Source organism: Rhizobium sp. J15, from assembly GCF_002531825.1.
In the GTDB taxonomy this organism is placed as follows: domain Bacteria; phylum Pseudomonadota; class Alphaproteobacteria; order Rhizobiales; family Rhizobiaceae; genus Rhizobium.
The window spans coordinates 93,652-106,643 of sequence record NZ_NWSX01000017.1 but is presented as its reverse complement, the minus strand read 5'-3'; the positions used below and the strand labels follow the sequence as shown (position 1 = coordinate 106,643).

At 62.1% G+C, this 12,992-nt stretch carries 11 protein-coding genes and 1 tRNA gene; 5 read left to right on the top strand and 7 right to left on the bottom strand.

Going from position 1 to position 12,992, the window contains the following annotated elements:
- Window positions 1-260 precede the first annotated feature (260 nt).
- From CO670_RS17030 to CO670_RS17015, 4 genes are all read right to left on the bottom strand, one after another.
- Window positions 261-2,087: a site-specific integrase gene (locus CO670_RS17030; protein WP_245425848.1), complete on the bottom strand. Its 1,827-nt coding sequence runs from the start codon at window positions 2,085-2,087 to the stop codon at window positions 261-263.
- 101 nt (window positions 2,088-2,188) lie between these two features.
- Window positions 2,189-2,265: transfer RNA gene (locus tag CO670_RS17025), tRNA-Arg, on the bottom strand.
- Window positions 2,266-2,388: 123 nt separating this feature from the next.
- Window positions 2,389-3,909: a HAMP domain-containing sensor histidine kinase gene (locus CO670_RS17020; RefSeq protein ID WP_097591315.1), complete on the bottom strand. Its 1,521-nt coding sequence runs from the start codon at window positions 3,907-3,909 to the stop codon at window positions 2,389-2,391.
- Between the two features lie 263 nt (window positions 3,910-4,172).
- Window positions 4,173-6,167: a methyl-accepting chemotaxis protein gene (locus CO670_RS17015; RefSeq protein WP_097591314.1), complete on the bottom strand. Its 1,995-nt coding sequence runs from the start codon at window positions 6,165-6,167 to the stop codon at window positions 4,173-4,175.
- A gap of 429 nt (window positions 6,168-6,596) precedes the next feature.
- Here CO670_RS17015 and rpmH point away from each other — a divergent pair, with 429 nt between their 5' ends.
- The 4 genes from rpmH (at window position 6,597) to yihA (ending at window position 9,752) form a co-directional block, all read left to right on the top strand.
- Window positions 6,597-6,731 (top strand): 50S ribosomal protein L34, encoded by a 135-nt coding sequence (gene rpmH / locus CO670_RS17010; protein WP_008524438.1) that lies wholly within the window; start codon window positions 6,597-6,599, stop codon window positions 6,729-6,731.
- Window positions 6,732-6,752: 21 nt separating this feature from the next.
- Window positions 6,753-7,154, top strand: a complete 402-nt coding sequence (gene rnpA, locus CO670_RS17005; protein ID WP_097591313.1) for a ribonuclease P protein component — start codon at window positions 6,753-6,755, stop codon at window positions 7,152-7,154.
- Window positions 7,154-8,947 (top strand): membrane protein insertase YidC, encoded by a 1,794-nt coding sequence (gene yidC, locus CO670_RS17000; protein ID WP_097591312.1) that lies wholly within the window; start codon window positions 7,154-7,156, stop codon window positions 8,945-8,947. Before rnpA ends, yidC begins: the two co-directional genes overlap by 1 nt.
- 151 nt (window positions 8,948-9,098) lie before the next feature.
- Window positions 9,099-9,752, top strand: coding sequence for a ribosome biogenesis GTP-binding protein YihA/YsxC (yihA, locus tag CO670_RS16995; RefSeq protein ID WP_097591311.1), 654 nt, complete (start codon window positions 9,099-9,101; stop codon window positions 9,750-9,752).
- Window positions 9,753-9,952: 200 nt separating this feature from the next.
- Here yihA and CO670_RS16990 read toward each other — a convergent pair whose 3' ends face one another.
- From CO670_RS16990 to CO670_RS16980, 3 genes are all read right to left on the bottom strand, one after another.
- Window positions 9,953-10,510, bottom strand: coding sequence for a fasciclin domain-containing protein (locus tag CO670_RS16990; RefSeq protein ID WP_097591319.1), 558 nt, complete (start codon window positions 10,508-10,510; stop codon window positions 9,953-9,955).
- 128 nt (window positions 10,511-10,638) lie between these two features.
- Window positions 10,639-11,358 carry an anti-sigma factor gene (locus tag CO670_RS16985; protein WP_097591310.1) on the bottom strand — a complete coding sequence of 240 codons (720 nt, stop codon included), beginning with the start codon at window positions 11,356-11,358 and terminating at the stop codon, window positions 10,639-10,641.
- A complete protein-coding gene (locus CO670_RS16980) occupies window positions 11,355-11,894 on the bottom strand; it encodes a sigma-70 family RNA polymerase sigma factor (protein WP_097591309.1) in 540 nt (179 codons plus the stop codon). The genes CO670_RS16985 and CO670_RS16980 overlap by 4 nt, the downstream gene beginning before the upstream one ends.
- A 145-nt stretch (window positions 11,895-12,039) precedes the next feature.
- Between CO670_RS16980 and argB the strand changes: the two genes are divergently transcribed.
- The gene (gene argB / locus CO670_RS16975; RefSeq protein ID WP_088676966.1) at window positions 12,040-12,927 is read left to right on the top strand and encodes an acetylglutamate kinase; all 888 of its coding nucleotides are present in this window, start codon (window positions 12,040-12,042) and stop codon (window positions 12,925-12,927) included.
- Window positions 12,928-12,992 lie beyond the last annotated feature (65 nt).

The following is a 12,992-nucleotide window of genomic DNA, read 5'->3' as shown; positions in this document are numbered from 1 at the left end:
CCCGCCAGAGGGGTCAACATTCCACGCTTAAACACAATAAGCACGCCATTGAGTGGGGGCACGAAGCCACCCTCACCAGGGCGGACTACGAGGCCATGCTCACAGACGCCTTCCGTCTCTATGACCTGAAGCATGGCCAGCAGGGCCACCTGAGGGTCGCTGCAGAATAGCTAGTTAGACCCTGAGGCCAAGAGGCGGGGGAGAGGTATGAAGGGGTTCGGCCCCTCTCTCCCGTCTCGAAGTCTACCCACCACCATGCCCTACCTTTGCGGCTCCCACTCGGGCAGGGTCTTGACAGGTGATGGGACCCCTATCCTCGCCATTGCCTCCCCGAGGGCCCTCAAGCCAAACCCGGAGCCATAGCTTCGGCCCACCCCCCCGCCTCCCGCATGCCCCGTCAGGGCATCATGAAGCTCCTCCGAGAGACCGGCATCGCGGGCCATCCGCTTGAAGGTATGCCGCAGGGAGTGAAATACGATTGATGGGTCTTTAATACCCACAGAGACCCGCAGATAACGATTGAACCATTTAGACCATGCCGTTGAGCGATAGGCCTCGTCGGCTGACTTGATGTCCGGCCATAGGCTGGCGTTGTCCTTGCGGTCCTTCTCAAGGCGTTGCTGGCGATAGCGGAGAAGACCAAGCTTGATAAGCTCAGGGTGCAGCGGGACCTGCCTCCGAGAACTTGCCGTCTTAATCGACCGATCACCCTCTGTCCCGATGTCGATGAACCACAAGCCGGTCTCCGAGTCCTGTCTCAGGTCCCTAATGCGCAACTGAGCGATTTCATTGAGCCGCGCCCCGGAAAAGAGGGCGATGAGCGGCAACCAATAGGCAGCCTCACCGCCACCACCCAATGGCCTCTCGCCCCGCGCATAGACCACGCTCTCGAAGAGAGCCTTCAGGTCCGCCTCAGAGAACGGCTCCCGGCGATTGGTGTCATTGCGTTTGTCGATGGTGAGGCCGAGCTTAGTGAAGGGGTTGCTGAAGGCGGGAAGGCTATCCACCAAGCCCTCACGCTCACAGGCGCTCACGATGGCCGCCAAGAGGTTTAGATACTTGTTGACGCTTGCCGCATGAATAAGCTCCTGCCCGCCATCACCGGCCTTAACAAGGGCCCTAAGCGACATTGAGCGCTGCTTCCCGGTCAGCCTCGTAGGTATCTTGGCGAGCCCGTTAGTGCGGAAGTCTCTCGCCTTCTCCTTGGTGATGTCCCCTAGGCGCAAGTCCCCGTGCCACTCCGTAAAGTACCTGACTGCCCTTTCCGCCTCCCTGACTGTGCTGGGAGATGCCTTCTTGCCGCCCCTCGCCGGGGTCCCTTCACGCCATGCCTTGAAGGCATCCGAGAGCGTCGGCCCCTTGGCTGGGCTAGGGCTGGGGGTCGGGATATCCTCACCCTCCTGCCTTTTCAGCATAAGGTCATAGGCTTTGACGTGGCCCCTTAGGACCGCAAGGCCTGCCTCTCGGTAGTAGGGAGATGAGGGGTCTATGGGATGGTTGCCAGCCTTAAGGTAGGCATGAAGCTCTGCCCTCACGATATCGGGGTTGCGGCTGGCGTAGGCTGAGCGGTATTCCTTCGAGAGGGTCTCTGTCCATTCTTGCTTAGCTTCGAGGTGACCCTCTGCCATCCCCAGCCGACCAAAGCCGGGGTCTAGGAGGTCCGGCCACTGTGCCCGCTCCTCTGGGGTTTGCATATAGCGCCGTGGGTCGCCCTGCTCCCTCTCGACCTCATCCTCCTTGAGCAAGGCGGCGATGGTATCGGCCTCGATCTCCTCGACTGAAGGTAGGCGCAGAAGTGAGACCACCTCCTCACCAACCTCACCTCTCTGATACCGGGAAGCCAAGGCGAAGAGGTCTATGACCCTGAGAGCCTCCCGCATGTCCTTGCGCTTGGCATCGGCAAAGTTCGTCGTCTTCAGGGAAACCGTAAGCTCCCGCTTGAAGCGTCCTGTGTCGGGATTGATGAGTTCTGAGAGCGCGGCAGGAGCGTTCTTGGGCGCTGGCTTTCCGGCAAGCTCCTGAGGGAGCCGCTTGCGAAACTCGTAGATGCCTGAAGTCCGTCTCTGCATATAGCTGAGCCCTGCCATCGAGTGTCCCACCTTTGTGCGATACCGTTGTGTACTAGGCGGCTCTCGCTAAGGTTCTGAAACCCTAGATGTTTTTTAGGTTCAATGCATTAGGAAAAGAATGGCGCACCCGAAGAGATTCGAACTCCTGACCCCCAGATTCGTAGTCTGGTGCTCTATCCAGCTGAGCTACGGGTGCGTGCAAAATGCGGCGGAGCCGCTTGCGTGGGCGATCCTCTAAAGGGTCCTTTCGGACAATGCAAGAGCATTTCGAAAAAAATCGCGTGTTTGTCTGCCGGCGGCTGCGCCTTCAGAAATCATGTCACTTTTCGAAGTGCGCCCGGCTGCGGTAATCCTCCAGGGAAACCGGGCGATCGGGGATCTCGATGCGGAACTGCGTGCCGACCGTCGGTTTTTCCACAAGCGCGATCGTGCCGCCATGGGCGAGCACCAGTTCGCGGGCGATGGTGAGGCCGAGGCCGGTGCCGCCCGAGCGGGCGGAGCCGCGGAAGGCGGCAAAGAGGTTCTGGCGCGCCTTCAGCGGCATGCCGGGACCGGTATCGTCCACCGTGATGCTGACGACGCTGCCGACGCGCTGGGCGGCGACGGTGATGCGCCGGACCGAGCCCGGCCCGCCCTCGCCCGGCGAGGTCAGCGCCTGCAGCGCGTTGCGGCAGAGATTGTGGATGACGCGGAACAGTTGCTCGCCATCGGCATCGACCTCGAGATCGACGCCGATCTGCTCTGTGAATTCGATGCCGCTCTGCGGATCGATCGCCAGCATGTCCTTGACGTCCTGGGTCAGCTCCAGAAGGCGGACATGGCGGCGGCGCGGCGCCGATTCGCTCGCCTTGCCGTAAGACAGGACCTCGGTCGTGTAGCCGACGGCGCGGTCGATGGTGCGCAGAAGCTTCGGCGCGAAGCTCTTGACCATCGGATCGTCGACATCGACCAGCCGGTCCGACATCAGCTGCGCCGATGCCAGGATATTGCGCATGTCGTGATTGATCTTGGAAACGGCAAGGCCGAGAGCGGCGAGGTTCCTCTGCTGCTTCAGCGTCTTCTGCAGCTCCATCTGCATTGAGGTGAGGTTGCGGCCGGCAACCGCCAGCTCGTCGCGGCCGCCGTCGCCGATATAGATATGGGCCGGATTTTCCGGATCCGAGGAGAATTGCTGCATGCTGCCGGTCAGCCGGCGGATGGGACCGATGAGGATGCGGTTGATCGCAAAGAAAATCAGCGTCGCCGTGAAGAGCGAGATCAGCACCGAGAGCAGGAGAACGTTCCGAGAATAGGCGAACATTGCCCGGCGCAGCAGTTTGTCCTTCATCACCACCTCGACGCCGGTGCTGGTTTCGCCGACGGGGCCATAGACACGGATCATCCTGTTGCCGCCGAAGACCAAGGTATCGAGCGCGTCGCGTATCGCCGTCAGCGGCGGCACGTCGGTGAGGTCGTAGGCCTCGTCGACGGAGGTTGGCATGTCGGTCGTCGCCAGCAGCCGCGAGGTGCCGTCCTTGCGCAGCACGATCGCCTTCGTGCCCGTCGCTTCCAGCGTCTCCTTCTGCAGGGCGCGCGGCAGCTCGATCGGCTGCAGCCCATCGATGACGATGGCGGCGGCGGCGGCCGTGTTCAGCCGGTCCTGCAGCCAGCGCAGGCGCATGCTGGCCACCGAGGGAAAGAAGATCAGGATTTCGGCGAGCATGATGAAGAAGACGGTGAGCCAGAGCAGCTTGCCGGACAGCCCGCCGAACAGACCGGCAGACGGGCAGCGGCCCTTGGTGGCCTCGCTGCCCGCCGGGATTTCCGCCGAAGGATTGTTGCCTTGGTCTTGCACCGGCATATTCTCTCGCCCGATCGGCGGCGCGGCCGCCCTCACCGCAAGAACAGGATTGGTTTCCGACCTGGTCGGCCTGAAACCAATCCTGTTCTCGCTTATCTGTTAGAGCATGATGCCGTCCGAAAACCGCTTACATTTTTCGGCATCATGCTCTGGAGCTTTATATTAGACCAATAGGCTCCGCTTTCAAATCTTTGCGAGCAGCGTCAAGTCGTCACAAAAACGCCGCCCGGAGGCGGCGTTCGAAGGCACATCATCGGGAAGGATCAGAATTCTTCCCAGCTCTGTTCGGCGGCCGCCGCACCGCCGCCGAAGGCGCGGGCGACCTTGGCAACCGCCCGGCGGGCCGGCGAGGCGACGGGCTTGTGCGCCTCGGTCCGGGCAAGCGCAACCGGTGCCGCCGCATTCGACAGCTTGAAGCGCGCAATGAGATGCACCAGCCCATTGGCCTCGGCCGAGAGCCTGTGGGTGGCGGCGGATGTCTCTTCCACCATCGCGGCGTTCTGCTGCGTGACCTGATCCATCTGGTTGACGGCGGTATTGACCTCCTTGAGGCCGGTCGACTGCTCGACCGCGGCGGTGGCGATCGAATGGATATGATCGTTGATGGCGATGACGCGGGTGCCGATCTCGGAGAGAGCCTCGCCCGTCGCCTGGACCAGCTTGACGCCGACCTGCACCTCATCGCCCGACTTGGTGATCAGCGCCTTGATGTCCTTGGCGGCCGTCGCCGAACGCTGCGCCAGTTCGCGCACTTCCTGCGCCACCACCGCAAAGCCCTTGCCGGCCTCGCCGGCGCGCGCCGCCTCGACGCCGGCGTTCAAGGCCAGCAGGTTGGTCTGGAAAGCGATCTCGTCGATGACGTTGATGATCTGGCTGATTTCGCGCGATGCCTGCTCGATGCGACCCATGGCCTCGACGGCATTGCGCACGACGACGCCGGAGCGGCCGGCATTCTCCTTGGCTTCCGACACCATGATGGTGGCCTCATGCGCCCGCTCGGTGGAGTTTTGGACGACGGCAGTGATCTCGTCGAGCGCGGCAGAGGTTTGCTCGAGGGCGGCTGCCTGCTGCTCGGTGCGCTTCGACAGGTCGTCGCTCGCATTGCGCAGCTCGGCGGTGTTGCCATTCATCGCTTCCGTCGTCTCGCGCACTTCGCGCATCGTCGCCTGCAGCGTCGCGAAAGTATTGTTGACGTTCTGCTGCAGCTCGGCGAAGGCGCCCTGGAAGCTGCCGTTCATCGTCTGGGTGAGGTCGCCTTCGGCAAGGCTTGCGATGACACGGCGGGTCTCGCCGATGCCGGTATCGACGCTCGACAGCAGCGTGTTGATGTTGCCGGCGAACTGGTTGAGGTTGTCGTCCTCGTAATCCTTGGTGATGCGGTGGCTGAAATCGCCCGCCGCAGCCGCAGCGACGACGACCGACATGCTCGACTGGAGGTCGTCGCTCTTGGCGCGCATGGCCAGTTCCTGCGCGTTCAGGCGCTTGATGGCGAGGCCGTTCTCCTTGAAGACAGCGACCGCTGCGGCCATTTCGCCGATTTCGTCCTTGCGGCCGGCAAAGGGGACCTCGGCGTCGAAATTGCCGTCGGCGACCTCCTTGATCGCATGGGTGACGCGCTTGATCGGGCGGCTCAGATGGCTGGTGCCGATATAGAAACCCATGCCGATGCCGACGGCGATGCCGATGCCGGTGATGCTGAGGACGAGCATCAGGATCCAGGTGCGGAAGCTCTCGATCTCGTCGTTGACGGCCTGGAGCGCGGCCTTGTCGATGGCGACGACCGCGTCGATTTCGGCCTGGAAGGCCTTGCGGTTGGCGCGGTTGGCCTCATTGTTGCCCTGCTGGCTGGCGGCCTCGGGGCCGACTTCCGTGCCGAGGCGGGCCGTTTCCGTACGGAACGTGCGGAATTCCGCCGATCTGGCGACGAGCTTGGCAAAAGTCTCCTTCTCGCCCTCGGGGACGAGCGGCGCCCAGCCGGCAATGACCTTGTCGATCTCGTCGAGGCCGGCCATCAGCCCCTTGGCGAAGTTCGGCGTATCCTTGATATCCTTGGCGGCGTAAATGCCGCGCGATTCCATGACCACGGCCGTGACGAAACGGTTGAGGCGTTCACCGGCATAGGCGCGAGCGGCAGCATGCTCATAGGCTGTGAGATTGCGGTTATATTCGCGCATGGCGGACAGTGCCGTTGCGCCGATCAGAAGCGCGACCGCGCCCATCACAGAAACCAGCAGGTTAATTTTGCCGCGGATCTTCAATGCAATGCTCCCTAGCTACGACACGGCCCTGGAAGGCAAATCTCCAGCCGATGGGCTCAACATCGGCGAAATTAATTAAAGTTGTGTTCAATGTTTACGATTGCGCCAATGAAATTCTATGGGTTTGAGCGGTCGCCGAGACGTGCTTTCGCTATAAAATGGCGTATCGGCGGGAAATAAACTTGAGGATGCAACAATACTGCAACCGCTTAGCGCAATCGTCATTTCTTAACACCACAGTGCGAAAAATCACAGTCGAGCCAAGTGCCGATTGGAATTCGTCCGGTATAATTGACTTTCCCGGCCTTCATCCGTATAAGCCGCCGCACGTCCGGTCATTCAGGCCTTTCATGGCCCGCCCGTTCGAAAAACAACGCTCCTTGCATAATGCAAATTCAAGAAGGGCCGCACTCCGCGGTGTTTAAATAAATGAAGCGTACCTACCAACCATCCAAGCTTGTCCGCAAGCGTCGCCACGGCTTCCGTGCGCGCATGTCCACCAAGGGTGGCCGCAAGGTCATCGCTGCCCGCCGCGCGCAGGGCCGCAAGCGTCTCTCGGCCTAAGGCCGGGTTGCCCGAGAAGAGATGGCGGGCGAATTGACGACCAAAGAACGGAAACACACTGTCGGGCGGCTGAAAAGCCGCCCGCAGTTTCTTGCCGTGCGCGAAGGCGAAAAACGCCGCGGCGGCCTCTTCCTCCTCGAAGTCCTCGACCGGAGGGAACCCGACAGCCAAGCGCGCGTCGGTTTTACAGTCACCAAAAAACACGGCAACGCGGTCGAACGGAACCGCATGCGGCGGCGCCTGAAAGAGGCGGTGCGGCTTCATGCGGGGTTTGCAATGCAGCCCGGACACGACTATGTGGTTGTCGCGCGCAGGGACGTGCTTGAGGCGTCCTTCAAAGAATTGACTGCGGAACTGAAATCCCGCGTGGAAACCAGGCCGAAACACAGGCGCTCCGGAGACGGACGCCCCAGGAACGTATGATGGAAAACAACCGCAATTACTTCATTGCGATCGCTCTCTCGGTGCTGATCGTCCTCGGCTGGCAGTTTCTCTACATGAATCCGCGCATCGAGGCCCAGCGCAAGGCGCAGGAAGCCCAGAAGGCGCAGCAGCAGACCGAGCAGGTGCAGCAGCCCGCGGCAGGCGGCCAGGCGCCGGCCCAGACGAGCGGTTCGGCACCTTCCGGCCAGGCGGCCGCGACGGCGACGCTCGAGCAGGCGCTCGCGAAAACCCCGCGCGTTGCCATCGATACGCCCGCGCTTTCCGGCTCGATCAACCTTGCCGGCGCCCGCCTCGACGACCTGAAGCTCAAGGGCTATCACGAGACCGTCGACGACTCGAGCCCGATCATCACGCTGTTCAGCCCGGCGGAAACCAAGGACGGCTATTTCACCGAACTCGGCTATATCGGCAGCGACGCGACCGGCGCCGTTCCGGGTCCCACGACCCTCTGGACGGTTCCCGAGGGCGCCAAGCTCACCGAAAAGACGCCGGTGACACTCTCCTACACCAATGACAAGGGCCTGACCTTTACCCGGACGATCAAAGTCGACGACCGCTATATGTTCAGCGTCACCGACAAGATCGAGAATGCCGGCCAGGCGCCCGCCTCGCTTTCCTCCTACGGCCGCGTCACGCGCTACAACAAACCGACGACGCCCTCGGTCTACGTTCTGCATGAAGGCTTCATCGGCGTCATCGGCGACGACGGCCTGATCGAAACCAAATACAGCGCCGTCGAAAAGGAACCGGTGCAGCCAGCCAAGTCCACCGGCGGCTGGCTCGGCATCACCGACAAATACTGGGCGGCGACGATCGTTCCGCCGCAGACGTCGGCCTATGAAGCGCGCTTCTCGCATTTCGCCGACGGCCAGCCGCGCTACCAGGCCGACTACAAGGACGACGCCTTCACCGTTGCGCCGGGCCAGTCGATCGAGCTCAAGAACCTCGTCTTCGCCGGCGCCAAGGAAGTGCCCGTCATCGACGGCTATGAAGCTTCCTATTCGATCCCGAAATTCGACCGGCTGATCGACTGGGGATGGTTCTATTTCATCACCAAGCCGATGTTCACGATGATGGACTTCTTCTTCCGCTTCTTCGGCAATTTCGGCGTGGCGATCCTGTGCACGACCATCGTCGTCAAGCTGTTGTTCTTCCCGCTCGCCAGCAAGCAATACGCCTCGATGGCGAACATGAAGCGCGTGCAGCCGAAGATGGAAGAGCTGAAGGCCAAATTCGGCGACGACCGCATGGGGCTGCAGCAGGCGATGATGCAGCTCTACAAGGAAGAAAAGATCAACCCGATCGCCGGCTGCTGGCCGGTGGCGCTGCAGATCCCGATCTTCTTCTCGCTCTACAAGGTGATCTACATCACCATCGAGATGCGGCATGCGCCGTTCTTCGGCTGGATCCAGGACCTTTCGGCGCCCGATCCGACGACGATCGTCAATCTGTTCGGCCTCCTGCCCTTCGAAGCGCCGACACTGTTGCATCTCGGTGTCTGGCCGCTGATCATGGGTGTCACCATGTTCGTGCAGATGCGCATGAACCCGACCCCGCCCGATCCGACGCAGGCGATGATCTTCAACTGGATGCCGCTGGTGTTCACCTTCATGCTGGCAAGCTTCCCGGCCGGCCTCGTCATCTACTGGGCCTGGAACAACACGCTCTCGGTGCTGCAGCAATCGCTGATCATGAAGCGTCACGGCGTCAAGATCGAACTCTTCGACAATCTGAAGGGCATCTTCCGACGAAAAGCGGCGTCATCGAAATAACGCTCGTCAAGCCCCGCTTCGGCGGGGCTTTTCGTTTCCAGCCGTCGCGAGAGAGGCAAGGTATGCTTGCGGACGGCCTCTGAAGCTTGACATCTGCCTGCAAAACCACGAAGCCCGACAAGAGACCCAACCCGGAGGTTGCTGAGCCCGCATGCCCGACACCGAAAAGCCGCTCTTCGGCCATCCCTGGATCTTCATCCGCGGCGTACCGTCGCTCAACTTCCTTCCGCCGGAAGGGCCGCTGGAAGTGGCGTTTGCCGGCCGCTCGAATGTCGGCAAATCGTCGCTGATCAATGCGCTGGTCGGGCAGAAGGGTCTTGCGCGCACGTCGAACACGCCGGGGCGCACGCAGGAGCTCAATTATTTCGTTCCGGACGGTTATTCCGGCGAGGGCGACGACCTGCCGCCGATGGCGATCGTCGACATGCCGGGCTATGGCTACGCGCAGGCGCCGAAGGAACAGGTCGACAAATGGACCAAGCTGGTCTTCGATTATCTGCGCGGCCGCGCGACGCTGAAACGCGTCTATGTGCTGATCGACAGCCGCCACGGCATCAAGAAGAACGATGAAGACGTGCTGACCCTGCTCGACAAGGCCGCCGTTTCCTACCAGGTGGTCCTCACCAAGACCGACAAGATCAAGGCGCCGGCCGTGCCGAAACTCATCGCCGAAACGGCGGAAAAGATCCGCAAGCGCCCCGCCGCCTATCCCGCCGTGCTGTCCACGTCTTCGGAAAAGGGTGACGGGCTGGACGATCTGCGCCAGGCGATCGCCGAAACGGTCGGCATCGCAAACTGGAAGTAGAGATCGCCACCTGCCCCTCATCCGGCTGCCGCCACCTTCTCCCCGCCCGCGGGGCGAAGGAACATGCCGCGACCTTTCCGTTCCCCTTTAACTCCTCGCAGGGCACGTCCCCTCGCCCCGTTTTAACGGGGAGAGGGTTAGCGTGAGGGGCGGCCATCCGCGCCAGGGGAAGACCCTGCCTCTGCCAACAAGGGCGGGCTTTAGGTCTTCGGCAGCAGCACCTTATCGACGACATGGATGACGCCGTTCGACTGCTTGACGTCGGCAATCGTCACATGGGCGACATCGCCGTTTTCATCGGTCAGCGTGATCTTGCCCATGCTTTCCCTGGCCTTCAGCACGCAGCCGCCGACGGTCTTGATGTCGTGTTCGCCGCCGTCGTCCTTGATCATCTTGGCGACCGCCTTGGCCATCGCGTCGGCCGCGACCACGTGGCAGGTCAGCACCTTGGTCAGCTTTGCCTTGTTTTCCGGCTTCAGCAGCGCCTCGACGGTGCCGTCCGGCAGGGCGGCGAAGGCCTCGTTGGTCGGTGCGAAGACGGTGAAGGGACCCTTTCCCTCGAGCGTGCCGACGAGGCCGGCCGCCTTGACGGCTGCGACCAGCGTCGTGTGATCCTTGGAATTCATGGCGTTCTCGACGATGTTCTTGTTCTCGAACATCGCGGCGCCGCCGACCTCTGGATTTTTCGCGTGGGCAGCGAAGGCTGCGGCCGACATGGCGGTGGCGAGCGCAACAGCGCGCAATGCAGACTTGGTCATGATTTTCTCCTCGGGCCGGAACTCGTCCGCCGGCTTGATGCCTGAGCGTCGTCCGGACATTTCGAACTACGGAGAGCCGCGCCGAAGAGTTTCAGACAGGAAAAAGTGATTTTACGGCCGGCGCCTGATTATGGCCGGCGCACGGTGCCGCTTGCGACGACAGGACCGGTCGCCTGTCCCGTCGGAGAGCCGCCGAAAGGTTCGAGGCTGACGGCGAGATTGGCGCCAGCGGCGATCTGAGCCCGCAGATCGGCCGGAATGACGAGCTCTCCGCCTTCGCCCGGCTTGAAGATACCAAGGGATTTCGGCATGCCGCTGCCCGGCACGAGCCAGAGTTCCAGCGATTTCTCCTCCGGCTTGCCGGCGGCGACCGGCACGATCTTCAGCTTGCCGCTCTGGATCTCGTAGGAGGCGCGAAGATTGATGGCGTTGTTTTGGCCCGCAAGCTCGGCCACCAGCGGCGTCGGCCCCTGCGGCTGCGGCACGACACCCGAGGCGAAGATGACGGCGCTGACGGCAACGACGATGCAGGCAAAGGCCAGCGAACGCCAGAAGACGGCGGAATTCCAGAGCCCTTGCGAAAAGGACGGGGGCTTTTCGCCGTCGCCGAAAAGCCGCGCCTCGATCTGCTTGAAGGTCTCGCGGCTCGGGGCGGCGCCCTCATATTCGTCGTTGAAGGCGGAGAGGTTGGTTTCCCAGCGGCTGACGATCGCGGCGAAGATCCGATCGTGACGCATGCGCTCTTCCACCACCCGGCGATCCTGAAGCGACAGGACGCCAAGCACATATTCGCCGGCGAGGACCTCGTCACGGGAGCGGTTTCCCTTGCTTTTGTCGGGCGATGTCATCGTTCCATGCACTCTCTCAGTTTCAAGAGGCTGCGTCTGAGCCAGGTCCGCATCGTGTTCAGCGGCACACCAAACTGATCGGCCAGTTCCTGATAGCTCAGCCCTTCGACATAAGCCCGTTTCACGGCGACCGCTCGATCAGCTTCCAACTCTTCCATGCAGGTGTCAATCCGCCTTCCTTCATCCTTCGTCACTGTCTGCATTTCCGGGTCGGGGGCGGAATCGGCAAGATCGTAGGCGCTGTCCAGTTCGTCGGCGATCGGCTTGCGCGCCCGCAGCAGGTCGATCGCACGATTGCGGGCGATCGCCGCCAGCCAGACCGAGGGCGAACCGGAAGCGGCCGAGAAGCTCCCGGCGCGCTGCCAGATGCTGATATAGACTTCCTGCAGGGCTTCTTCGGCCTCGGTGCGATGCTTCAAGATACGCAGGCAGATCGCAAAAAGTTTCGGTCCGGTCTGGTTATAGAGGGCAACAAAGGCCCTGCGGTCGCCGAGCGCGACGCGGCCGATCAGGTCTTTGATCTCATCGCCTTGCATGCCGTTCCTCATATCGTGGCTGCGCCGCCATCGGACGGCAAAGTCCGCCAGCCTCGCGCCACATACGAAAAACTATTGCGTGCTGGATTATTCCCTCTGTCAGAAACTTGCGATAAAAGGCCGCGATCAATTCTGCGGGGTTCCCATGAACGAGTCCGAAAGCGAAATCCAGGCACGTCTTCTCGCCCAGGCGCTGCCCTTCATGCAGCGCTACGAGAACAAGACGATCGTCGTGAAGTATGGCGGCCACGCCATGGGCAATCCGGAGCTCGGCAAGGCCTTTGCCAGCGACATCGCGCTCCTGAAGCAATCGGGCGTCAACCCGATCGTCGTTCACGGCGGCGGCCCGCAGATCGGCGCCATGCTGAACAAGATGGGCATCGAATCGAAATTCGAAGGCGGGCTTCGCGTCACCGACCAGAAGACCGTCGAGATCGTCGAGATGGTGCTCGCCGGCTCGATCAACAAGGAGATCGTCGCGCTCATCAACCAGACCGGCGAATGGGCGATCGGCCTTTGCGGCAAGGACGGCAACATGGTCTTCGCCGAGAAGGCGCGCAAGACCGTCAAGGATCCGGATTCGAACATCGAGCGCGTTCTCGATCTCGGCTTCGTCGGCGAAGTGGTCGAGGTCGACCGCACGCTGCTCGATCTGCTCGCCCGTTCCGAGATGATCCCCGTCATCGCGCCCGTGGCGCCGGGCCGCGACGGCGCGACCTATAATATCAACGCCGATACCTTCGCCGGCGCTATCGCCGGTGCGCTGAACGCCACCCGCCTGCTGTTCCTGACGGATGTGCCGGGGGTACTCGACAAGAACGGCCAGCTGATCAAGGAGCTCTCCGTCGCCGAAGCGCATGCGCTGATTGCCGACGGCACGATCTCCGGCGGCATGATCCCGAAGGTCGAAACCTGCATTGACGCGATCAAGGCCGGCGTCCAGGGCGTCGTCATCCTGAACGGCAAGACGGCCCATTCCGTCCTGCTCGAGATCTTCACCGAGCACGGCATCGGCACGCTGATCGTTCCCTGATCGAGGCTGCGCCCTTCACCAATGCGAAGGGCGCATGCCTTTGTGCCGCGTTCCAGATATCGGCC